This window comes from Microbacterium pullorum (assembly GCF_014836535.1).
Lineage (GTDB): Bacteria > Actinomycetota > Actinomycetes > Actinomycetales > Microbacteriaceae > Microbacterium > Microbacterium pullorum.
Genome location: NZ_JACSQP010000010.1, coordinates 1 through 22,381, shown reverse-complemented (window position 1 = coordinate 22,381; position 22,381 = coordinate 1). Strand labels below are relative to the sequence as shown.

The 22,381-nt window shown below is 70.4% G+C and carries 18 protein-coding genes, 2 tRNA genes and 1 other RNA gene; 12 read left to right on the top strand and 9 right to left on the bottom strand.

Going from position 1 to position 22,381, the window contains the following annotated elements:
• Positions 1-7: 7 nt before the first annotated feature.
• A complete protein-coding gene (locus H9651_RS13215; protein ID WP_191719801.1) occupies positions 8-1,345 on the bottom strand; it encodes a glutamine synthetase family protein in 1,338 nt (445 codons plus the stop codon).
• Between the two features lie 35 nt (positions 1,346-1,380).
• Complete coding sequence (locus H9651_RS13210; protein ID WP_191719800.1) at positions 1,381-1,611, bottom strand: SPOR domain-containing protein; 231 nt, start codon at positions 1,609-1,611, stop codon at positions 1,381-1,383.
• Between the two features lie 71 nt (positions 1,612-1,682).
• Here H9651_RS13210 and ppgK point away from each other — a divergent pair, with 71 nt between their 5' ends.
• Positions 1,683-2,504: a polyphosphate--glucose phosphotransferase gene (ppgK, locus tag H9651_RS13205; protein WP_191719799.1), complete on the top strand. Its 822-nt coding sequence runs from the start codon at positions 1,683-1,685 to the stop codon at positions 2,502-2,504.
• 7 nt (positions 2,505-2,511) lie between these two features.
• On the opposite strand, the gene rnpB is transcribed toward ppgK, so the two are convergent.
• An RNA gene (gene rnpB, locus H9651_RS13200) (RNase P RNA component class A) lies at positions 2,512-2,872 on the bottom strand.
• Between the two features lie 150 nt (positions 2,873-3,022).
• Here rnpB and H9651_RS13195 point away from each other — a divergent pair.
• Both H9651_RS13195 and H9651_RS13190 read left to right on the top strand, forming a co-directional pair.
• On the top strand, positions 3,023-3,721 hold the full coding sequence (locus H9651_RS13195) for a cell wall protein (RefSeq protein WP_191719798.1): 699 nt from the start codon (positions 3,023-3,025) through the stop codon (positions 3,719-3,721).
• 5 nt (positions 3,722-3,726) lie between these two features.
• Positions 3,727-5,505: a DUF4012 domain-containing protein gene (locus tag H9651_RS13190; protein WP_191719797.1), complete on the top strand. Its 1,779-nt coding sequence runs from the start codon at positions 3,727-3,729 to the stop codon at positions 5,503-5,505.
• Position 5,506: 1 nt separating this feature from the next.
• Here the strand turns inward: H9651_RS13190 and H9651_RS13185 are convergent, their stop codons facing one another.
• Both H9651_RS13185 and H9651_RS13180 read right to left on the bottom strand, forming a co-directional pair.
• Entirely contained in the window at positions 5,507-7,228 is a 1,722-nt protein-coding gene (locus H9651_RS13185) for a bifunctional 3'-5' exonuclease/DNA polymerase (RefSeq protein WP_191719796.1), read from the bottom strand.
• Between the two features lie 12 nt (positions 7,229-7,240).
• Complete coding sequence (locus H9651_RS13180) at positions 7,241-7,972, bottom strand: zinc ribbon domain-containing protein (protein WP_191719795.1); 732 nt, start codon at positions 7,970-7,972, stop codon at positions 7,241-7,243.
• A 53-nt stretch (positions 7,973-8,025) separates the two neighbouring features.
• Here H9651_RS13180 and H9651_RS13175 point away from each other — a divergent pair.
• The 7 genes from H9651_RS13175 (at position 8,026) to H9651_RS13145 (ending at position 15,847) form a co-directional block, all read left to right on the top strand.
• Positions 8,026-8,097: transfer RNA gene (locus H9651_RS13175), tRNA-Val, on the top strand.
• A gap of 167 nt (positions 8,098-8,264) precedes the next feature.
• On the top strand, positions 8,265-10,994 hold the full coding sequence (gene aceE / locus H9651_RS13170; protein WP_191719794.1) for a pyruvate dehydrogenase (acetyl-transferring), homodimeric type: 2,730 nt from the start codon (positions 8,265-8,267) through the stop codon (positions 10,992-10,994).
• A gap of 8 nt (positions 10,995-11,002) precedes the next feature.
• Positions 11,003-12,223: a PucR family transcriptional regulator gene (locus H9651_RS13165; RefSeq protein ID WP_191719793.1), complete on the top strand. Its 1,221-nt coding sequence runs from the start codon at positions 11,003-11,005 to the stop codon at positions 12,221-12,223.
• A 97-nt stretch (positions 12,224-12,320) separates the two neighbouring features.
• Entirely contained in the window at positions 12,321-13,232 is a 912-nt protein-coding gene (locus H9651_RS13160; RefSeq protein ID WP_191719792.1) for an ACP S-malonyltransferase, read from the top strand.
• A 2-nt stretch (positions 13,233-13,234) separates the two neighbouring features.
• Entirely contained in the window at positions 13,235-14,236 is a 1,002-nt protein-coding gene (locus H9651_RS13155) for a beta-ketoacyl-ACP synthase III (RefSeq protein WP_191719791.1), read from the top strand.
• A 73-nt stretch (positions 14,237-14,309) separates the two neighbouring features.
• Positions 14,310-14,558: an acyl carrier protein gene (locus tag H9651_RS13150; protein WP_191719790.1), complete on the top strand. Its 249-nt coding sequence runs from the start codon at positions 14,310-14,312 to the stop codon at positions 14,556-14,558.
• Between the two features lie 50 nt (positions 14,559-14,608).
• Positions 14,609-15,847 (top strand): beta-ketoacyl-[acyl-carrier-protein] synthase family protein, encoded by a 1,239-nt coding sequence (locus H9651_RS13145; RefSeq protein ID WP_191719789.1) that lies wholly within the window; start codon positions 14,609-14,611, stop codon positions 15,845-15,847.
• Positions 15,848-15,986: 139 nt separating this feature from the next.
• Here H9651_RS13145 and H9651_RS13140 read toward each other — a convergent pair whose 3' ends face one another.
• The 3 genes from H9651_RS13140 to H9651_RS13130 all read right to left on the bottom strand — a co-directional run bounded on the left by H9651_RS13140 (position 15,987) and on the right by H9651_RS13130 (position 17,822).
• On the bottom strand, positions 15,987-16,490 hold the full coding sequence (locus H9651_RS13140) for a DUF3145 domain-containing protein (RefSeq protein WP_191719788.1): 504 nt from the start codon (positions 16,488-16,490) through the stop codon (positions 15,987-15,989).
• Positions 16,491-16,701: 211 nt separating this feature from the next.
• Positions 16,702-16,775: transfer RNA gene (locus tag H9651_RS13135), tRNA-Ile, on the bottom strand.
• 33 nt (positions 16,776-16,808) lie between these two features.
• Entirely contained in the window at positions 16,809-17,822 is a 1,014-nt protein-coding gene (locus H9651_RS13130; RefSeq protein ID WP_191719843.1) for a DMT family transporter, read from the bottom strand.
• 45 nt (positions 17,823-17,867) lie between these two features.
• Here H9651_RS13130 and def point away from each other — a divergent pair, with 45 nt between their 5' ends.
• Positions 17,868-18,434, top strand: a complete 567-nt coding sequence (gene def, locus H9651_RS13125; RefSeq protein ID WP_191719787.1) for a peptide deformylase — start codon at positions 17,868-17,870, stop codon at positions 18,432-18,434.
• 199 nt (positions 18,435-18,633) lie between these two features.
• Here the strand turns inward: def and H9651_RS13120 are convergent, their stop codons facing one another.
• A complete protein-coding gene (locus H9651_RS13120; protein WP_191719786.1) occupies positions 18,634-19,458 on the bottom strand; it encodes an alpha/beta fold hydrolase in 825 nt (274 codons plus the stop codon).
• Between the two features lie 63 nt (positions 19,459-19,521).
• On the opposite strand from H9651_RS13120, the gene H9651_RS13115 reads away from it, so the two are divergent.
• Positions 19,522-22,140 carry a hypothetical protein gene (locus H9651_RS13115; RefSeq protein ID WP_191719785.1) on the top strand — a complete coding sequence of 873 codons (2,619 nt, stop codon included), beginning with the start codon at positions 19,522-19,524 and terminating at the stop codon, positions 22,138-22,140.
• Positions 22,141-22,381 lie beyond the last annotated feature (241 nt).

The following is a 22,381-nucleotide window of genomic DNA, read 5'->3' as shown; positions in this document are numbered from 1 at the left end:
GCGGGGGTTAGAGCATCTCCAGGTTGCTCTTCAGCTCGAACGGCGTGACCTGAGAGCGGTACTCCTGCCATTCGCGACGCTTGTTGAGGAGCACGTAGTTGAACACCTGCTCGCCGAGGGTCTCGGCCACCAGCTCCGACTCCTCCATGCGCTCCAGCGCCCGGTCGAGGCTCGCCGGCAGCGGCGAGTAGCCGAGGGCCCGTCGCTCGGCGTCGGTGAGCGACCACACGTTGTCCTCGGCCTCGGGAGGCAATTCGTAGCCCTCCTCGATCCCCTTGAGGCCGGCGGCCAGCATGAGGGCGTAGGCGAGGTACGGGTTCGCGGCCGAGTCGAGGCCGCGGTACTCGACGCGCGAGGACTGTCCCTTGTGCGGCTTGTACATCGGCACCCGCACGAGGGCGGACCGGTTGTTGTGACCCCAGCAGATGAAGCTGGGGGCCTCGTCACCGCCCCACAGCCGCTTGTACGAGTTCACGAACTGGTTGGTGACCGCCGTGATCTCGGGTGCGTGGTGGAGCAGCCCCGCGATGAACTGACGTCCCGTGCGGGAGAGCTGGTACTGCGCGCCCTCTTCGTAGAACGCATTCATGTCACCCTCGAACAGTGACATGTGGGTGTGCATGCCGGAGCCGGGCTTGCCGCTGAGGGGCTTGGGCATGAACGTGGCGTAGACGCCCTGCTCGATGGCCACTTCTTTGACCACCGTGCGGAAGGTCATGATGTTGTCGGCGGTCGCGAGCGCGTCGGCGTACCGCAGATCGATCTCGTTCTGGCCGGGGCCGCCCTCGTGGTGGCTGTACTCGACCGAGATGCCGAGGTCTTCCAGCATGCGCACCGAGCGGCGACGGAAGTCGTGCGCCGTGCCGCCGGGGACGTTGTCGAAGTAGCCGGCGGAGTCCACCGGCTCCGGCCCTTCGGGGCCGTAGGCCGACGACTTCAGCAGGTAGAACTCGATCTCGGGATGCGTGTAGAACGTGAATCCCGCGTCGGCGGCCTTCGCGAGCGTGCGCTTGAGCACGTGCCGCGGGTCGGCCACCGCCGGCTGGCCGTCGGGCGTCGTGATGTCGCAGAACATGCGCGCCGTCGGGTCGATCTCGCCGCGCCACGGCAGGATCTGGAACGTCGACGGGTCGGGGTGGGCGAGCAGGTCCGACTCGTAGGAGCGGGTGAGCCCCTCGATGGCGGAACCGTCGAAGCCGAGGCCCTCGGTGAAGGCCCCTTCCACCTCAGCGGGTGCGATCGCGACCGACTTCAGGGTTCCGATGACATCGGTGAACCACAGGCGGACGAATTTGACGCCGCGCTCCTCGATCGTGCGCAGTACGAAGTCACGCTGCTTGTCCATCGCATCCCCTCCGGCGGGTGTCGCCTCGGGCCAGCCTACTGGTCGGTGGCCTCCGTTCCGGTCCCTCGGGAGCCCGTCCCCCACGAGTCTTCACGGGACTCCTCCTCGGCCCACGCACGCGAACGCTCCGCGAGCAGCTGCGGAGCGCGTGCGGCATCCTCCTCGGTGTCGAACGGACCGGCGCGATCGATCGCGGGCGATTCGAAACCGCGCTCCACCTTGCCGGTTGTGAGGTTGTACCAGTACTTCTCGGCGTCGCTCGTCATGATCCACTCCTCGATCGGGTTTGCACGGCCGATCCTACGAGGCCGGTCCGCCGGCTGGATAGGCTGGAACCATGACGACCAACGCGACCCGAGCAGTCGGAGTGGACATCGGCGGAACCGGCATCAAGGGGGCCGTGGTGGACCTCGAGACCGGGTCCCTCCTCAGCGACCGTGTGAAGGTGGCGACCCCGAAGGGCGCGGAGCCTGCGGACGTGCTGGCGGCCGTGCACGTCGTGCTCGACACCCTCGGTGTGACCGATGCGGCCGTGCCGCTGGGGGTCGCCTTCCCCGCGATCGTCAAGCACGGGCGCACCCTGTCCGCCGCGAACGTCGCCGACACGTGGATCGACTTCGAGGCGGAGAAGTTCTTCGAAGACGGCCTCGGGCGCGACATCCACTTCGCCAACGATGCCGACGTCGCCGGCGTCGCCGAGTTGCGCTACGGCGCGGCCCGGGGCGTCTCGGGACTCACGATCCTCACGACGCTCGGCACCGGCATCGGCACGGCGATGATCCACGAGGGCGTGCTCATCCCGAACTCCGAGCTGGGTCACCTGCAGCGGGCGGGCGAAGCGACCGACGCAGAGGTGTTCGCGGCCTACTCGGCGATGGAGCGAGAGCAGCTGGACTGGCCGGAGTGGGCCGCCCGCCTGCAGTGGTATTACAGCCACGTCGAGTTCCTCTTCAGCCCCGACCTGTTCATCGTGGGCGGCGGCGTGTCCAAGCACGCGGACGAGTTCCTGCCGCTGCTGGACCTCAAGACCCCGATCGTGCCGGCGGTGCACCGCAACAACGCCGGCATCATCGGGGCGGCCGCCCTCGCGCTGGCGAGCGACGGGTCGGATGCCGTGGCCGGCGTTGCCGACACGCTCGTCGAGGCGACGAGCAACTGATCTGAGGCGAATGGGCCGGCCTGTACGCCGGGTTCTGTTCGGGGGCCTGAGCCCCGTCGACGGTCATCTCTCTCGGCGACACGTTGCCGTGCCGCTCCAGCGGCCTACCCGGGGACTCGGCGGGCCGCGTCGTCATCCCCTGTCTGGCCTTGCTCCGGACGAGGTTTACCTTGCGGGTCGTGTCACCACGACCCCGGTGGTCTCTTACACCACCCTTTCACCCTTACCGAGACCGAAGTCTCGGCGGTCTGCTCTCTGTGGCACTGTCTCGCGGATCACTCCGGGTGGGTGTTACCCACCATCCTGCCCTGTGGAGCCCGGACGTTCCTCGGCGCGGTTTCCCGCTACGCGACCGTCCGGCCGACCCATTCGCGTTCCCGAGTCTAGCCGCGCTGTGGACGCCTCACCGCCCGCCCGCGACTGCGTCATTGCCGCGGCAACCCGAGTGCGCTAGCCTCGCCCCATTGGGGAATGGGCACGGGGGTGCCCGCCATCAGCCTTTGGGGAGGCGTGATGACATGCGTGCATCATGTGCTGCGATCGCACTAGCGACGCTCGTTGTTCTCGGCATGCCGTCGGCGGCGACGGCGGCCACGGGGGAAACCGCGTCGCCGCCCCGTGCGGTTGCGGCGTCTGCGGCGACGCCGGCGCCCGACCAGGGCGATGACGGCTACACGCCCGATCAGCCCGAGGAGCCGACGCTGGCCGGGTCGTTCGCGGTGGGCGAGTGCGAACGCGACGTGCCGTGGATCGACTATGCCGTCGAGCTCACCGATCCCGACGCGCAGGTCGCCACCGGCACGGTGACCCTGACGCTCAGCGACGGGACGAACAGCACGACGCTGACGCTCGGCGAGCTCGTCGACAACCGGCTGTCCGGCCGCGTGCTGTGGCCGGGGGCGGCAGTCGATGCCGAGGGCAACGCCGCCGGCTGGCCGGGGTGGGCGTACCGTGACGGCACCTGGGTGCCCACGGACGGCAACTTCGCCTGGACGCGGGGGGCGATCTCCGCAGTCCTCGAGGTGAACCCGCAGCTCGCGGTGCCGCTGGCGTACCCGCCGGGGACCCCCGAGTGCGTCACCGGGCCGCGGTTCGCCACCGCAGGACTCGCCGTCACCGGCGGCACGGTGGCGGCACTGCTGCCCCTCGCCATCGGCGGCAGCGTGATCGTGCTCGGCGGGGCCGGGCTGCTGCTGCTGCGTCGTCGCCGAAGCTGAGGATCGTGACCGCCAACGCGCCCGCGCGCCGCGCCGGGTCGGTACGCGTGTGGGTCTGGGGCAGCGTGCTCATGCTGTGTCTGCTGCTCGTGGCGCTCGGCTGGCTCGCGACACGGGTGGTCACTGCGGCGCTGGGTCTCAGCCAGGTCGCGGCCGCTGTGCCGGCACTGTCGGCGGCCGCCCAGGCGGACGATCTGGCGGGCCTCGGCGATGCTCTCGACGCTCTGCAGACCGACACGCAGCGCGCCGCGGAGGCGGTCGGCGACCCGCTGTGGGGCGTGGCGGAGACCATGCCGCTCATCGGCGCCGACCTCGCCGCGGTGGCCACGGTCGCGCACAGCGCGGATGCCGTGGTGTCGCAGGCGGTCACGGCGATGGATGCCGCCTCGTCGCTCGCCGCCTCGGGCGAGGGTGCACTGGTGGACGTGTCGGCACTGGTCGCCGCGCACCCGCCGATCGCGCGCGCCGCGGATGCGCTCACCACGGCCCGCGGCGCCCTCGCTGCCATCGACGCGACGGCGCTGGTGCTGCCCCCGGTGGCACGGGGCGTGGCGGAGCTGCAAGAGACCGTGTCGGTGACGGAGCCGGTGATAGCGGGCCTCGCGGATGCGACGGCGGTGCTGCCCGGCATCCTGGGCGTCGACGCTCCGCGCACCGTGCTCGTGGTCATCCAGAACAACGCGGAATTGCGAAGCGGAGGCGGGATCACCGGGTCGTTCGCGCTGCTGACCGCCGACGGCGGGCGGGTGAGTCTGGTGGAGCAGGCGGATTCGAGCGAGTTCGCGCACGTCGCGGCAGCCGGCGTGGAGGTTCCCGCCGAAACGACAACGCTCTACGGCGACGTGGTGGGCCGATTCGTGCAGAACGCGTCGATGACGACCGACTTCACGCTCACCGCGACGCTCGCCTCCCACTGGTGGCAGGAGCGCGGTGGCGTCGCCCCCGACGCCGTGCTGTCGATCGACCCGATCGTCGTGCGCGCGCTGCTGGCGCTCACCGGACCGGTCGCCTTGGCGGACGGTTCGTCGCTGACGGCGGACAATCTCGTGCAGCGGCTGCTCGTCGACCCGTACCTGACGCTCGAGCCGTCGGCGCAGACGGTGTTCCTGCAGTCCGCGACCCAGGCGATCTTCCAACGACTGAGTGAGGGGGGCGTCGACGCGATGGCATGGACGCGGGCCCTTGCGGTCCCGCTGGCGGAGGGGCGGGTGTCGCTGTGGAGCGCCGATCCGCAAGAGCAGTCGGTACTCGCCGGCACAGCACTCGCAGGCCCTGCCGCGCGTCATCGCACCGCGGGCGACGACGCCTTCGCGGTCTATCTCAACGACGCGACCGGCGGCAAGATGGGGAGCTTCCTGCACGTCGACATCGCCACGGGCACCGCCCACTGCCGCACCGACGGCCGCGCCGAAGTCGATGTGACACTGACGATGAGCAGCAGCGCCCCGGCCGATGCCTTTCCCGCCCTCCCCCTCAGCATGACCGGCGGCGGGCTCTGGGGTACCGCCTGGGGCGACATCGGCACCAATGTGTCGGTCGCCGCGCCCGCGGGCTGGTTCGTCGGAGCCGTGCGCAAGAACGACGTGGCAGAGCCGGCGGTGGATGCCGTGGACGTCGGGTTCCCGACGGTGGTGGCCCAGGTGAACCTCTCCCCCGGCGAAGTCAACACGCTCTCGTTCCGCTTCATCGCACCGCAGCCGGGCGAGGTGGTCCCGACGGTGCTCCACACCCCGATGCTGAACGAGCCGATCGTCACCGCGGGTGCGGTCGTGGACTGCCGCTGAGTCAGTCCTTCTGTGCGGTTGCCGCGATGCGCACGTCGAGCGGGAAGTCGAGCGGGAACGTGCCGAACAGCAGTCGCGCGGCAGTCTGGGCGGCCTCGACGGCGGCATGCGCGGCGGCATCGGCCTGCCCCGCCGGGGCGTGGATGATGACCTCGTCGTGGAGGAAGAGCGCGAGGTGAGCGTGGCGCGCGAACGCCGTGCCCGAGCGCGGTGCGGCGTCGGGCTCCGACACCGGTGGCAGCGCGGCCAGTCGCCCGCGGAGGTCGGCGAGCCAGGCGAGCGCCCACTCGGCCGCGGTGCCCTGCACGACGAAGTTGCGGGTGAAGCGTCCACGATCGCGCGCCCACCGTCGGGCGCGCGACTCGTCGCCCTCGGTGGCGTCGGGTTCGCCGGCGCGCGCCTGCGCGGCACGCCACTGCATCGACGGTGGGGGCGAGGTGCGGCCGAGCCGTGTGGTGACGACACCGCCGTCCTCACCGACGCGCGCCGCCTCGTCGACGAGGGCCATCGCCCGCGGGAACGACCGCCGCAGCGCCGGCACGAGGCGGCCGCTGTCGCCGGTCGTGGCGCCGTACATCGCGCCCAGCATGGCGATCTTGGCCTCGGCGCGGGTCTGCAGCGTGCCGCGTTCGACGATCCCGGCGTAGAGGTCACGGCCGCGGGCGGCGTCGGCCAGTGCGGTGTCGCCCGCCATCGCCGCGAGCACGCGCGGCTCCAGCTGCGCGACGTCGGCGACCACGAGCACCCAGCCCGGGTCGGCGCGCACGGCCCCACGCAGCTGACGGGGCAGCTGCAGCGCGCCGCCGCCGGACGACGCCCAGCGGCCGGTCACGACCCCGCCGGGGACGTAGACCGGGCGGAAGCGTCCGTCGTGCACCCACTCCGCCAGCCACGCCCAGCCGTTCGCGCTCATGAGCCGCGCGAGACGCTTGTACTCCAGCAGCGGCTCGATGGCGGGGTGGTCGTACTCCGACAGCTCCCACTTGCTCGTGGAGGGGGCGAGCACGCCGACCCGATGCAGCGCCCGCAGCAGCTTCGGCTGCGAATCCAGCGACACACCCGGGTCGCCGAGCGCGTCGCGCACCCGGGCGGCGGCGCGTTCGAGCTCGCGCGGCACCCCGCCGGGCGCCGACTGTGGGCCGAGCGCCTCGGTGAGGAGGGCGTCGTGTGCGGCGGCGTCCCACGGCAGGCCCGCGGCCCGAAGCTCGGCCGCCACCAGCGCGCCGGCGGACTCCGCCGCGATCAGCAGTCGCAGCCGGCCCCGGTCGCCGGCGGCGTCCAGCGCCGTGCGTTGGCGATGGAACTCCGCCAACACGTCGTCGAGGGCATCGGGAAGAGCGCTCCCGGGCGTCGTGTCGAGGTCGAAGAGGGTCGGTGCGACGTCGGTGGTGTCGCTGGCGGCGGCATCCCATTCGGTCGCCGCGCGCAGTGCCGTGGCATCGGTCACGTCGGCGCTGTCGCGCAGGATCGCGTGGCTCAGTCGCAGGTCGTGGCAGCGCGAGACGCGTACCCCGGCGGCCAGCAGCGGGTCATACCAGGACGGGGTGTCGTTCCAGACCCACCGCGGCGCTGCGGCCGCCTCGACGGCGCCGACCCACGCGGTGACGTCGGCGACGGCGCGGCGATCGATCTCGGCGCCGGCGTCATCGACCCGGGCGGCGGTGATGCCCTCGGCGGTGCGGCCGACGACGATCCACGTCGGCGTGCGGTCAGACCCGGCCACCGGACACGGCGGTCACAGGCCGGACTCCTCCGTGCGCACGAGGATGGCGCCGCACTCGGGGCACATGACGACGGCATCCGCTGCGCTCTCGCGCAGCCGCTGCAGGTCGGTCCCGGAGAGCACCATGCGGCAGGCCTCACACGTGCCACGGCGCAGCAGCGCGGCGCCGGTGGAGCGTGCGGCGGTGCGGTCGTAGAGGGCGACGAGGTCTGCCGGCAGCGACGCGACGATCGCAGCGCGGTCGCGCGTGGCGTCATCGATGCGGGAGGTGGCCTCGGCGACGACGGCCTTCGCCTCGCCTGACAATCGGGCGCCCTCGGCGTTGGTCTCGGCGATCAGTGCCTCCTGCGCCGCCACGTCGGCGTCACAGCGCTCCAGACGCTCCATGATCTCGAGCTCGGCGTCTTCAAGGGCGCTCTTGCGCTTGGCCAGCGACGCGATCTCACTCTCGAGGCCCTGCGCTTCTTTGGCGTTGGCGCTCGTCGCGAGGCGCTGGGCGTCGCGATCGCTGCGGGCTTCGACGAGGGCGACGTCGGACTCGATGCGGGAAAGCTCGGTGCGGGCGTCGTCGCGGACGCCCAGCAGACGTGAGAGCTCCTGCTGGTAGGACTGACGCTGCGTCATCAGCTCTTTCAGGCGGGCGGACTGCGGCGGGTGGGCGCGCAGCCGCTCCGCCTGGCCGATGCGGGCGTCGAGGTCGGCGATGTCGAGGAGTCGGCGCTGGTCGGCGGGGCTGGCGTTCACGTGTCCAACCTACCTCCCGTGGGTTGCCGCAGCCGAGGCCTAGGATGGCTGATGGCCGGTTGGCGCAGCGGTAGCGCAGCTCCTTTACACGGAGAAGGTCACCAGTTCGATCCTGGTACCGGCCACACAGCTCTTCTTCTCTCGGCGACGGCCCGATGTCGCACCGGTGGCGGCCACAGGCGCCTGGCGAGTGGGTAGGCTGAACGATGGCGTGTTTGTGAGGTGCTGACAAAGCCCCCACGAGCATCGTCGTGAGTTCCTGGCACGATCTGCCATACGAGAAAGGTCTTCCGTGACTGTCAACGATCAGGATCCGTACTCGCAAGAGGCCCTCGACAGCGATCCCGAGGAGACCGCGGAGTGGCAGGAGTCGCTCTCGCAGCTCGTCGACTCCCGAGGCTCCGGCCGTGGCCGCGAGATCATGCTGAGCCTGCTGCAGAAGTCGCACGAGCTGCAGCTGAACGTGCCGCAGGTCCCCACGACCGATTACATCAACACCATCGCGCCGGACAACGAGCCCGAGTTCCCCGGTGACGAGGAGCTGGAGCGTCGCTACCGCCGCTGGATCCGCTGGAACGCGGCCATCACCGTGCACCGCGCGCAGCGCCCCGGTATCGGCGTGGGTGGGCACATCTCCACGTACGCCTCGTCGGCCTCGCTGTACGAAGTGGGATTCAACCACTTCTTCCGCGGCTTGGACGACCCCTCCGGTGGCGACCAGATCTTCATCCAGGGCCACGCCTCCCCCGGCATCTACGCCCGGTCGTTCCTCGAGGGGCGGTTGAGCACCGACCAGCTCGACGGCTTCCGCCAGGAGGCATCGAAGGCGCCGCACGGCATCCCTTCGTACCCGCATCCGCGCCTGATGCCGGACTACTGGCAGTTCCCGACCGTGTCGATGGGCCTCGGCCCGATCAACGCGATCTACCAGGCCATGACCAACAAGTACCTCACCAACCGCGGGATCAAGGACGCCTCCGGGTCGCACGTGTGGGCCTTCCTCGGCGACGGCGAGATGGACGAGGTCGAGAGCCGCGGCCAGCTGCAGGTCGCGGCCAACGAGGGTCTGGACAACCTGACGTTCGTCGTCAACTGCAACCTGCAGCGCCTCGACGGACCGGTGCGCGGCAACGGCAAGATCATCCAGGAGCTCGAGAGCTTCTTCCGCGGTGCCGGCTGGAACGTCATCAAGGTGGTCTGGGGCCGCGGCTGGGACGAGCTGCTCTCGCAGGACGACGAGGGCGCCCTCGTGCGCCTGATGAACACCACCCCCGACGGCGACTTCCAGACGTACCGCGCCGAGGACGGAAAATTCATCCGCGACCACTTCTTCGGTCGCGACGAGCGCACCGCGAAGATGGTCGAGGACTGGTCGGACGACGACATCTGGGGCAAGCTCCGCCGCGGCGGGCTGGACTACCAGAAGGTCTATGCGGCCTACAAGACGGCGCTCGAGCACAAGGGCCAGCCGACGGTCATCCTGGCGAAGACCATCAAGGGCTACGGTCTGGGTCACCACTTCGAGGGACGCAACGCGACCCACCAGATGAAGAAGATGACCCTCGAGGATCTGAAGCACTTCCGCGACTCGATGCGCATCCCGATCTCGGACGCCCAGCTCGAGGAGAACCCGTACCTGCCGCCGTATTACCACCCCGGTATGGAGGACGACACCATCAAGTACATGGTGGAGCGTCGTCGCAACCTGGGCGGGTTCCTGCCCGAGCGCCGCACGACGCACGTGCCGATCAGCCTTCCCGACGACAAGGCCTACGCCCTGCCGAAGAAGGGCTCCGGCACGCAGGAGATCGCCACCACCATGGCGTTCGTGCGTCTGCTGAAGGACCTGCTGCGGGCGAAGGACTTCGGTCACCGCATCGTGCCGATCATCCCCGACGAGGCGCGCACGTTCGGCATCGACGCGTACTTCCCGACCGCGAAGATCTACAACCCGCACGGGCAGAACTACACCTCCGTCGACCGCGACCTGCTGCTGGCCTACAAGGAGAGCCCGCAGGGTCAGATCCTGCACGTCGGCATCAACGAGGCCGGCGCCGTGGCGGCGTTCACGAACGTCGGAACGGCGTATTCCACGCACGGCGAGCCGCTGATCCCGGTGTACGTGTTCTACTCGATGTTCGGGTTCCAGCGCACCGGTGACGCCCAGTGGGCTGCGGGTGACCAGATGGCCCGCGGGTTCATCATCGGCGCCACCGCCGGCCGCACCACGCTCACCGGCGAGGGCCTGCAGCACGCCGACGGTCACTCGCTGCTGCTGGCATCCACCAACCCGGCCACCATCTCGTACGACCCGGCGTACGGCTACGAGATCGCGCACATCGTGCGGACGGGTCTTGACCGCATGTACGGCGGCAACCACCCCGACCCGAACGTCATGTACTACCTCACGGTGTACAACGAGCCCTACGTGCAGCCGGCGGAGCCGGAGGGTGTGGATGTGGACGGCATCGTCCGCGGCATCCACCGCATCTCGGTCGGCGAGGGTGACGGTCCCCGCACCCAGCTGCTCGCGTCGGGCGTCGGCGTGCAGTGGGCGCTGGAGGCGCAGAAGCTGCTGAAGGATGACTGGGGTGTGATCGCCGACGTCTGGTCGGTCACCTCGTGGTCGGAGCTGCGCCGCGACGGTCTCGCCGCGGACGAGCACAACTTCCTGCACCCGACCGAGGAGCCGCGCACGGCGTACCTCACCGACAAGCTGCGCGATGCGCAGGGCCCGGTGGTCGCCGTCAGCGACTTCATGCACGCCGTGCAGGACCAGATCCGTCCGTGGGTTCCGCAGCGTTTCGTCACGCTCGGCGCCGATGGCTTCGGCTTCTCGGACACGCGTGCCGCCGCGCGCCGCTTCTTCAAGATCGACGGACCGTCGATCGTGGTGCGGACGCTGCAGGCGCTGGCCGAGGAAGGCGTCGTCGACCGCGGGCTGTCCGCGCAGGCGATCGAGAAGTACCGCCTGTACGACGTCACCGCCGGCACCAGCGGCAACGCGGGCGGCGAGAGCTGATCGACCGCATGGCCCCCCGCCCGACCGCCGCTGAGAAAGCCGAGACGCTCGCCTGGCTGCGACGCATCTCCGGCGATCTCGCGACGGCGACCATCAAGCGACTGGAGGACACGCTCCCCTGGTACGCAGAGATGCCGCCGGCACGGCGGTCGGCGGTGGGCCTGGTGGCCCAGGCCGGCATCACGTCGTTCATCCAGTGGTACGACGACCCGACCTCCACGCCGTGGATCGCCGCCGACATCTTCGCCGCGGCGCCGCGCGAGCTGCTGCGCAGCGTGAGCCTCACCCAGACGCTGCAGCTCATCCGCGTGACGGTCGCCGTCACCGAGGAGCGCGTCGCGGGCAGGGCCGAGGACGTCGGCGAGGCGATCCTGCTGTACTCGCGGGAGGTCGCGTTCGCCGCGGCGGATGTCTACGCCCGGGCCGCCGAGGCGCGGGGACTGTGGGATGCCCGCCTGGAAGCACTGGTCGTCGACTCGATCCTCACCGGCGAGACCGACGAGGAACTCCCCAGCCGCATCGCCGCCCTCGGCTGGCACGGTCACGGCGAGGTAGCGGTGCTCGTCGGCACCACGCCGCCGCAGTTCGACGTCGACCAGGTGCGCCGCATGGCGCGCAAGCTGGACGTCGACGTGCTGATCGGGGTGCAGGGTTCACGCCTCGTGTTGGTGCTCGGCCGCTCGCAGCCCCCGGGCAAGGAGGAATCCGCTGAGCCGGAGATGCCGTTCCCCGAGATCGCGCAGCGCCTCGAGCCGTGCTTCGGACCCGGCTACCTCGTGCTCGGCCCCGCGGTGCCCGCCCTCGTGGAGGCGAGCCAGAGCGCGCGCGCCGCACTCGCGGGCTTCGCCGTCGCCCGCGCGTGGCGAAACGCCCCGCGTCCGGTGGAGGCCGATGACCTGCTGCCCGAGCGTGCGCTCGCGGGTGACCCGGTCGCCAAGCAGACGCTCGTCGAGCGCATCTACCGGCCTCTCCAGGCGCACAGCACCGACCTCGTCGCGACGCTGTGGAGCTATCTCGACAACGGCCGGTCGCTCGAGGCGACGGCGCGGGAGCTGTTCGTGCACCCCAATACGGTGCGCTATCGACTCAAGCGCGTCTCCGACGTCATCGGCTGGGACGCGACCGGCCCCCGCGAGGCGTTCATCCTGCAGACGGCGCTCGTCCTCGGTGCGATCGGCACGGACGTCACACGCCGCCGCCCGACGCCGCACCGCCGTCAGCACGCCTGAGCGCTGCGCGGGCTTGTAATCTTCGTACAAGGCTTTTTCCGTTTCTTGTGACGTGTTCGCCAGAGGGTGTCGCATCGATGTTGGCAGGATGGGTTAAGTGATCATTGCCGTCTTCCCGGGCCAGGGCTCGCAGACCCCGGGGTTCCTCTCCCCCTGGCTCGAGCTCGACGGAGCCCGCGACCGCCTCGCGCAGGCGTCGGATGCCGCGGGCGTCGATCTCGTCGCCGCGGGCACCGAGTGGGATGCCGACCGCATCCGTGACACCGCCGTCGCCCAGCCGCTCATCGTGGCCGCAGGCCTGTTGTCGTGGGCTGCGCTGGAAGATGCCGCTCCTCACACCCCCGGTGGCGTGGCGGGACACTCCGTGGGCGAGATCACCGCTCTGGTGGCATCCGGTGTGCTCAGCGCGCGTGAAGGCATGCGTCTCGTGGGCATCCGCGGCCGAGCGATGGCCGACGCCGCCGCTCAGGAACAGACCGGCATGAGCGCCGTGCTCGGCGGCGACCAGGAGGCCGTGGTGGCGCGCCTGGGCGAACTCGACCTCACCCCCGCGAACTACAACGGCGGCGGACAGATCGTCGCGGCGGGTGCCCTCTCGGCGCTGGCCGAACTCGCCGCCGATCCCCCCCGCGCGACCCGGGTGATCCCGCTGCAGGTGGCCGGCGCCTTCCACACCCGGTACATGGTGCCCGCCGTCGAGACGCTGCGCGCCGCGGCATCCGACGTGCAGCCGCAGGACCCGGCGATGACGCTGTGGACCAACCACGACGGCTCCACAGTGACGACCGGTCGCGAATCTCTCGATCTGCTCGTCGCACAGGTGGCCTCGCCGGTGCGCTGGGACCTGTGCATGGCGTCGTTCGCCGAGCACGACGTCACCGGGATCATCGAACTCTCCCCCGCCGGTACGCTCACCGGGCTCGCCAAGCGGGCCCTGCGCGGTGTGCCGACGGTGGCAGTGAAGACACCGGACGACCTCGCCGCAGCCGCGGCTCTCTTGGGAGCATGATCATGAGCGCAACCCTCAACCAGTCCTCCGGCGCCGCACACACCCGCATCTACGCCTACGGCGCAGCGCGCGGCGAGCTGTCGGTGCCCAACGACGACCTCATCGGTCCCATCGACTCCAGTGACGAGTGGATCCGCCAGCGCACCGGCATCATCACCCGCACGCGTGCCGTCCCCGAGACGACCGCGATCGACCTCGCCGCCGACGCGGGTGCCGAGGCCGTGGCGCGCTCCGGCGTCGACCCTGCCCAGATCGACGTCGTGATCGTGGCGACCGTGTCGAACCCGATGCAGACCCCGTCGGTGGCGGCGATCGTCGCCGACCGCATCGGGGCTAACCCCGCCGCCGCCTACGACGTCAACGCCGCCTGCGCGGGCTTCGCCTACGCCGTGGCGCAGGCCGACGCGCTCATCCGTGCCGGTGCCGCACACTACGCCGTCGTCATCGGGGCCGAGAAGCTCAGCGACATCGTCGACCCCACCGATCGCTCCATCTCGTTCCTGCTGGGAGATGGCGCGGGCGCGGTCGTCATCGGTCCGAGCGACACTCCCGGCATCGGCCCCACGGTGTGGGGCTCGGACGGTTCGAAGTCGGATGCCGTGAGCATGAACGCCACGCTCGTGGACTTCCGCGACGGCAAGGCCCCCTGGCCGACGCTGCGCCAGGAGGGCCCGACGGTCTTCCGCTGGGCGGTGTGGGAGATGGTGAAGGTCGCCCGCCAGGCTCTGGAGGCAGCCGGCATCACGGCCGACGACCTCGCCGCCTTCGTCCCGCACCAGGCGAACATGCGCATCGTCGACGAGTTCGCCAAGCAGTTGAAGCTGCCCGAGTCGGTCGTGATCGCGCGCGACATCGAGACGACGGGCAACACCTCTGCGGCATCCATCCCGCTTGCCACGCATCGTCTGCTCGAGGAGCACCCGGAAGTGTCGGGCGGTCTGTCGTTGCAGATCGGCTTCGGCGCGGGCCTGGTGTTCGGCGCGCAGGTGATCGTGCTCCCCTGAGAGCCGCGACCGCGACTCTAAACTGATCAGCGGCCCGTCCGGGTCGAAGACCCCCGAAGAACAGGAGAATCCCATGGCATTCAGTAACGAAGAGGTCCTCGCCGGGCTCGCAGAGCTCATCACGGACGAGACCGGCATCTCGGCCGACGAGGTCGCGATGGAGAAGTCGTTCACCGATGACCTCGACATCGACTCGATCTCGATGATGACCATCGTCGTGAACGCCGAAGAGAAGTTCGGCGTGACCATTCCGGACGAAGAGGTCAAGAACCTCAAGACCGTCGGCGACGCCGTCACCTACATCACGTCGAACCAGGCTTGAGCGCGGTGGGGGCTTCGCGCCCCCACCGGCTCCGTCGGAGGAACCACCACATGAGCAGCCCCCGCATCGTCGTGACCGGGATCGGCGCATCGACGCCGATCGGCGCGACCGCGCCCGAGAGCTGGTCGGCCCTGCTGGCCGGCGCCTCCGGCGCGCGCACGCTGGAGTACGACTGGGTCGAGAAGTACCAGTTGCCCGTCACGTTCGCCGCGCAGGCGGCTGTGCGCCCCGACACGGTGCTCGCGCGCCCCGTGTCCAAGCGCCTCGATCCCGCGTCGCAGTTCGCGATGGTCGCGGCGATGGAGGCGTGGGAGGATGCCGGCGCGCCCGAGGTCGACCCCGAGCGTCTGGGTGTCGACTTCGCCACGGGTATCGGCGGGGTGTGGACCCTGCTCGACGCCTGGGACACGCTGCGTGAGAAGGGTCCGCGTCGGGTCATGCCGATGACGGTGCCCATGCTCATGCCCAACGCTGCTGCGGGCAACCTCTCGCTGCACTTCGGGGCCCGCGCGTACGCGCGCACGGTCGCGAGCGCTTGCGCCTCGAGCACGGAGTCGATCGTGAACGCGGTCGAGCACATCCGGGCGGGACTGGCAGACGTCGTGATCGCCGGCGGCACCGAGTCGGCGATCCATCCGATCACGATCGCGTCGTTCGCGTCGATGCAGGCGCTCTCGCGCCGCAATGACGACCCCGCGACCGCGTCGCGGCCGGCGAGCATCGACCGTGACGGCTTCGTCATGGGCGAAGGCTCGGGCGTGCTCATCCTCGAGACCGAGGAACACGCTCGGGCGCGCGGCGCCAAGATCTACGCCTTCGTCGCCGGCGGCGGTGTCACGGCAGATTCGTACCACATCACCGCGAACGACCCCGAGGGCACGGGAGCGGCGCGTGCGGTCGAACTGGCGCTGGCGAAGGCCGACGCCTCGCCCGACGAGGTGACGCACATCAACGCGCACGCCACCTCCACTCCGGTCGGCGACCCCAACGAGTACCAGGCGCTGCGCACCGTGTTCGGTGAGCGCGTCGACGAGATCCCGGTCTCGGGTACCAAGGCCTCCACGGGGCATCTCCTCGGGGGAACCGGTGCGCTCGAGGCGATCTTCACCGTGCTGGCGCTGCGTGATCGCGTGGCCCCGCCGACGATCAACCTCACCGAGCAGGACCCGGCTGTGCCGTTCCGCCTCTCGGGCGAACCCATGCCCCTCGGTGCCGGCGACCAGCTCGCCATCAGCAACTCGTTCGGCTTCGGCGGGCACAACGCCGTCGTGGCCTTCCGTTCTGCCTAGAGCCGCAGAACAGAAACCACGCCCCCGGGTGCCGATGGCATCCGGGGGCGTTTCTGCAGCCAGACGGGGCGGACGCTGTCTCGATCTCCGGGAGTGCTCACCGATTTCCGATACCCGCGCCGCGCGCCCGCCTGAGTCTTCAGCCGACCTTGTGCAGCCAGACGACCGTCACCTCATCGCCGGCGTGGCGGAACGGCTCGAGCTCTTCGTCCCACGCGGCGCCGAGGGCGACCTGCAGCTCGCGCTGCAACTCGAAGGCGTCACCCGCGGCGACTTCCATCGCGTACCGCAGTCGGTCCTCGCCGATGACGACGTTGCCTGCCGTATCGGTCTGGGCGTAGTGGATGCCGAGGCCCGGCGTGTGCAGCCACCGGCCGCCGTCACTGCGGGGCGTGGGATCCTCGCTGACTTCGAAGCGCAGATGCTCCCACCCGCGGATCGCCGTGGCGAGAGCGGCTCCCGTGCCGGCGGGGCCTTCCCAGTAGAACTCGGCGCGGCGGCTGCCGGAGAGCACAGGCTGCTCGGCCCACTCGAAGCTGACGGCATGACCGAGAGCCCGGCCCACCGCCCACTCGAGGTGGGGGCACAACGCGCGCGGCGCTGAGTGGATGAAGATCACTCCGCGCGCTTGTGGTGTCGCCATGGTTTCTCCTTCGTCAGGTGCGTCTTCCCCTACGACCTGATGCGGAGTACCGGCGTGCTTTTCGCTTGTGTTGCCATTATCGCCGACGGGCGCAAGAAATCACAAGTGTGTAACTTCTGACCGCAACAGCGTCATTGTCGCCTCCTCGCGCTGGCCCCAGCGCCCACGGAGCGTGACCGCCGTGCCGCATGCCGAAGTGCATGCCTCATCGTAGGGCGGGTGGGACTTGAACCCACGATCGTCGGGTTATGAGCCCGCTGCCTTGACCAGCTTGGCCACCGCCCCTCGCATTCGAGCTTATCGCGAGGCTGCCCGCCTTCAGACGAGCGGGTCCTCCCCCGCGCCGGTTGCCGCCGGACCACCCGAGCTTCCCCGGGTGAACGGCAGCTCCTGGCTCTCTGACATCACCTGTGGGTGATAGCGCGCCAGCGTGGTGACGCCCCAGATCGCGATGGCCCCGGCGATGCCGAACATCACGAAGCCCCACGGGGGCACGGCGGCACCTTCGCCCAGCACCAGCAGGCCGATCATGACGGCGACCATGGGGTCGACGACCGTGAGACCGGCGATGACGAGGTCGGGTGGGCCCGACGAATAGGCGGTCTGCACGAAGTACGCACCGAGCCCGGTGCCGGCCAGCAGCGCGACGACGCACAAGACGGTCAGCCACTCGACGTCACCGGCCTGGATGCGCTTGATGATGATCTTGGCGAGGGTGGCGACGAAGCCGTAGACGATGCCGGCCGCGAGGATGTAGAACAGCGCCCGGATGCCACGGCGACGGCGCACGAGCAGCCAGAAGCCGACCAGCAGCAGTGCGATCACAGCCAGCACGATCAGCACGATCACGATCTGGCGGCTTGTGACCGTCTGCTCCGTGGCGAACAGAGCAGCCACGATCACGAACCAGAAGATGCCGCCGACACACGCGATGATCGCCAGCAGCGATCGCCTCGTCGGGGCGTGCCCCGATACTCGCGCGTTGAGCAGCGTCGTGATCACGAGGGCGACGGCGCCCAGGGGCTGCACCACGATCAGGGGTGCGACGGCCAGCGCACCGAGCTGGCAGACGATCGCCAGGCCCAGCATCAGAGTGCCGACCACCCACGAGGGCCGCGCCAGCAGCTGCCGCAGCTGCCCGCCGGTGAGACCGGTGGAACCGTCCTTGCCGCTCAGTCGCTCGACCTTCTCGACGCCCCGGTGCTGGTACAGCGCGCCGAAGGACATGAAGACGGCGCCTGCCAGCGCGAGCGGGATACCCAGCAGCAGGCCGGGGTTCTGGAACGCGCCGACGAGCTGATCGCCGACATCCTCGAGACTCCCTGCCCACATCACCACTCGACAATATCGTCACAGCCCTCTGGGTAGGCTCAAGGCGTGGCTGTTCTTCCTATTCGCATCATGGGCGACCCCGTCCTGCACTCCCCCGCCGCCCCGGTCGAGGAGATCACCGATGAGGTGCGTGACCTCGTGCGGGACATGTTCGAAACGATGGATGCCGCCCCCGGCGTGGGCCTGGCGGCCCCTCAGGTCGGCGTGGGCCTGCGCATCTTCACGTACTCGTACGAGGACGACGAGGGCCAGCCGTGGCGCGGTGTGATCCTCAACCCCGAGCTGTGGATGCGTCCGCTCGAGCCGGGTGCGCCCGACCCCGACGAGGAGTCCGAGGGATGCCTGTCGTTCCCCGGCGAGCGATTCCCGCTGCGCCGATCGGAGGAGGTCCTCATCACCGGCATCGATCTCGACGGCGAGCCGGTGCGCATCAATGTAGACGGTTGGCGTGCGCGCATCCTGCAGCACGAGTTCGATCACCTGGACGGCATCCTGTACGTCGATCGGCTGGATGACAGCGACTGGAAGACCGTGCAGAAGATCGCCCGCAAGCGCGGCTGGGGGCGCGGCGGCGCGAGCTGGATGCCCGGAGTCGACGACCTCGAAGCCTGACCTCCTCTCAGCGTGGTGATCTGATGCCGACGGTGCGGCCATCGACGCGACGGTTCGGTGCGTGGCGTTTCGTCGCGTAAGCTGAGTGATGAGAATCCCGCGTCATCTGCGCGGCTCTCAACCGAAGGCCAGGGCTTCCACCCCTGGCCTTCACCTTTTGCTGCGGCACCGCGTGCCGCGGGTGCGGCGATGCGCGTGCTCAGCCCCGCGCGTCCCAGAACGCTTCGATCGCGGCGGCCGTCTCGTTCGGCTGCTCCACCTGAACGAGGGTCCGGGCGCCGCGGATGACCGCTGTCCGGACATCGGGAACCAGCGCAGCCGCCGCGGCCATCGTCTCGGGGCTCCACTCCCCGCGATCGTCGCCGGTGATGAGCAGGGTCGGCGCCTGCAGCCGGGCGAGCCGATGGGTGGCATCCGTTCGGTTGATGATGAACGAGGTCACGGTCCGCGCCAGCGCCCGAGGAGCCACGCCCGCCATGGCGTCGTCGATGAGGGCGGTCATGGCGGTGTCGCGCTGGTGGGCTTCGGTCAGCTGCGCGTCGTGCACAGCGTGTCGCAGGTGTGCGATCGGACCCAGACGGGAGAGCATCCCGGCCGCGATGATCAGCTTCACCCGGAAGACCGGATCGATGGGCTGAACCGGCGCGCTGATGGCGACCAGCGAACGGAGGAGCTGCGGATACAGCGCCGCCGCCGTCATTCCCACGTGACCACCCCATGCCGTCCCGACCCAGTCGACCGGGCCTGACTCGGGAAGGGCATCGATGATCTGTGCGGCCACCTCTGCGCACTCTTCGATCGTGGTGAGCCGTGCGAGTGGGTCGCTGGCGCCGTAGCCGGGGCCGTCCAAGACCACGAGGCGCCGCCGGCGGCTCAGCCGCGGGACCACGGACTGCCAGCTGCGTCCGTCGACGAACATGCCGTGCCACAGGATCGCGGTGGGCCCTTCCCCGTGCACGCGCGCGCGGATTCTGCCGAGGGAGGTGGTGAAGTCGAGGCTCGTCGCCTCTTCTGATGTCTGCATGGACTCAGCCTCGACGGATGCGGGCTACTGGTGCCCCGATGCCGCCGCTGCAATGATTCTGCAATGATCGCGGTCGCCGAGCACGGACCCATCCGGGTGCGCCTGCTCGGTCGGGTGACCGTCACGATCGGGGCGCGGCCCGTGCCGATCGGTGGGCCGCGCGTGCAAGCGCTTCTGGCCTGTCTGCTTCTGGCGCGGGGGCGGACGCTGTCCGCCGATGCGCTGATGAGTGAGGTGTGGGGCCGGGCGACACCCGGCATCCGCTCGGCGCTGCGCGCCGACGTGTCGCGGCTGCGGACCACCGCGCTCGGGGAGCATGTGGTCGGCGGTCGGCAGGGCTACGCGGTGACCCCGCACGTCGATCTCGACGTCGACCTGTGGCGCATCGCCGACGCGGTCGAGGCACCCGCGCCCCCGACGTCGGCACTGTTGGCGGAACTCGTCATCGCGCTCGAATCGCTGCCGCTGGACGGCTGCGGGGCGTCACCCTTCGTGCCCGGTGCGCGCGCCCAGGCGCAGGTCTCGGCACGCAGAGCCGCGATGCGCGCCGTGGCGGCGCACCCACGGCATACGCTCGCTCTGCCCCTCGCGGAGCGTCTCGCGGCGCGGGAGCCGAACGACCCGGAGCTTCGCGCGCTGCTGTTGGCGACGCGAACGGGGTTCTCCCCTGGGCCCACCGCCGGCGCGAGCGCCGGGCACGTGACGCCCGCCGCGCCGACCCGTCGGATCGGGGTGCCGGCGCCCATCGCGGCCTATCAACCGCGGCCGGAGGACGAATTCCGGCTCGCCGCGGCACTGCGGCTGTCGCGGCTGGTGTCGTTGGTGGGCCCGGCAGGCGTCGGCACGTCTCGTCTGGCGATCGAATGGGCGCGAGGGCCCTCCAGTGCTGGCCAGGAGCATGTCTGGTTCTGTCGACGGCGTGCGGGGCTGCGGTCGTGGCTCGATGTCGTCGCACACGCGGTCGGCGCGCCCGCGAGCACACTGGCCGGAGTGACGAGTCGGCTCGAGCGCGTGCGGGGCACCATCGTGCTGGACGGCTTCGACGCCGAGCCGATCGACGCCGCGGTGGACTGGGCCGCACTGCTGGAGGGCTGCCCCGGGCTGTCGCTGCTGGTCACCGCCCGTCGCCCGCTGGGTGTTGCGGGCGAGAGCGTGCTGCGGCTCGAGGCGCTGAGCGTCGCAGATGCGCGTGCTCTGTTCCGCCTGCGCGCGCCGGCGGCGCTGCCCGTTGCTGACGGCGTGACGGCACAGATAGACGCGGTCGTGGCTGCTCTCGGGCGGCTGCCTCTCGCCATCGAGTTGGCGGCGGCGCGAGCCGCGCATGTCCCGCTGGACTCGGTGGTCGATGCGCTGTCCGCACCTGCCTCGGGCGGCGGTGCCGATTCACTCCACACCGCAGTCTCGGCGACGCTGGCGGGACTGGGCGCCGGCGACCCCGAAACCCTTTCGCTGCTGTGTGTCTTTCGCGGCCGGTTCGACGCAGACAGCGCCGCGGCGGTCGTCGGTGCGGCCGCGGCGCGGTCGCTGGAAACACTGCGCAGCTGGGCGCTCCTGAGCGACGAGTCCGGCGAGGGGCACGCGCGATACCGCGTGCCGGAGTTCGTCCGCAGACGGATCGCGCTCCCGGACGAGCCGCGCGAGGTGCAGACGCGGCACACGCAGTGGTTCGCCGCACGCACCCTCGCTGCCTTCGACGAGCTGACCACGCACTCAGCCGCGGCGGCCGGGCAGCGGCTAGAGGCGGATCGCGCTGACATCGACGCCGCCTTCGAGCGGGCCGTTGCCTGCGGCGACCGCGAGAATGCTCTGGGGATCGCGGCGGGGCTGTCGTGGCTCGGACTCGTGTCGGGTTCGCAGAGCGCGGCGTTGGCCCTCGCGCGGCGTGCCGCGCAGGTACCGGGCGAGGCGGCGCCCGTGACGGAGGCCAAGGCGGGACTCGGGCGGGGTGTGCTCGCCTACCAGTTGGCATGCATGGGAGAGGCGCGATCCGCGCTGGAGCGAGCACGCCACTTCGCGTCGCGCACCGGCGACCCCGACCTGATCGGATTGGATCACGCGTTCCGCGCCTACCTCGCCACCCTGATGCCCGAGGGCGCGGGCGCGGCGATCACCGCCATCCGTATGGCGCGCCGGCAGCTGACAGGGGCCTCCCTGAGCACGCAGGCGATGGTCGCGCTGGTCTCGGCGCAGGTCGAACGGACTGTGGGCGACCACGCCAGCGCGCTGCGGTTCACCGGCTCGGCCCGCGACCTGGCTCAGGATGCGGGACACGATTGGGTTTCCCTGATGGCGCGCGTGGTCGCCGCGAAGGTGCTGATCGACATGCGCGCCCCGCGGCGCGCGCTGAACGAGTTGCGTGCTGCGCTGGGGGATGCCCGCGTGGTCACCGACCCGATCAGCGTGCTCATCGCGACCTCGGTGGCCGCCGGCGCAGCGGCATCGGTGGGATCCGACGCCGCAGGGGCCCGCATCATCGGTGCGGTGGATGCCATCGGCCCGCGCTACGGGTTCGACCCACGGGCGAACGAGCCCGGCGACTTCGAGCGCTATCGTCGGCGCGTGCGCGAGGGGCTCACCGACGCGCGGTGGCGGGACGCGTATCTGTCCGGATCCGCGCTGAATCTGGCCGAGCTGGTCGAGCACACGAGGCGTCTGTCAAGCCGCGGGACCGGACGCGACTGAGGCCATGATGCGACGCTTCATCCACTGAAAGCGCCCGTCCCCTGAAATCATCGGAGTTCCCGCGGAAGAAGCCAGCCGAAGAGCACAGACACACCGCGGTCGTCAGGGTGGAGAACGGACTCAGCGCTGGCGCGGGCGGCGTGCTCAGAACGGCGGTGGTTCGTAGGCTGTGGCGGTGGCGAGGGCGGTGAATTCGAGGACGCGTCGGGGGATGTCGGGGTAGACCCGGCCGGTGGGGCTG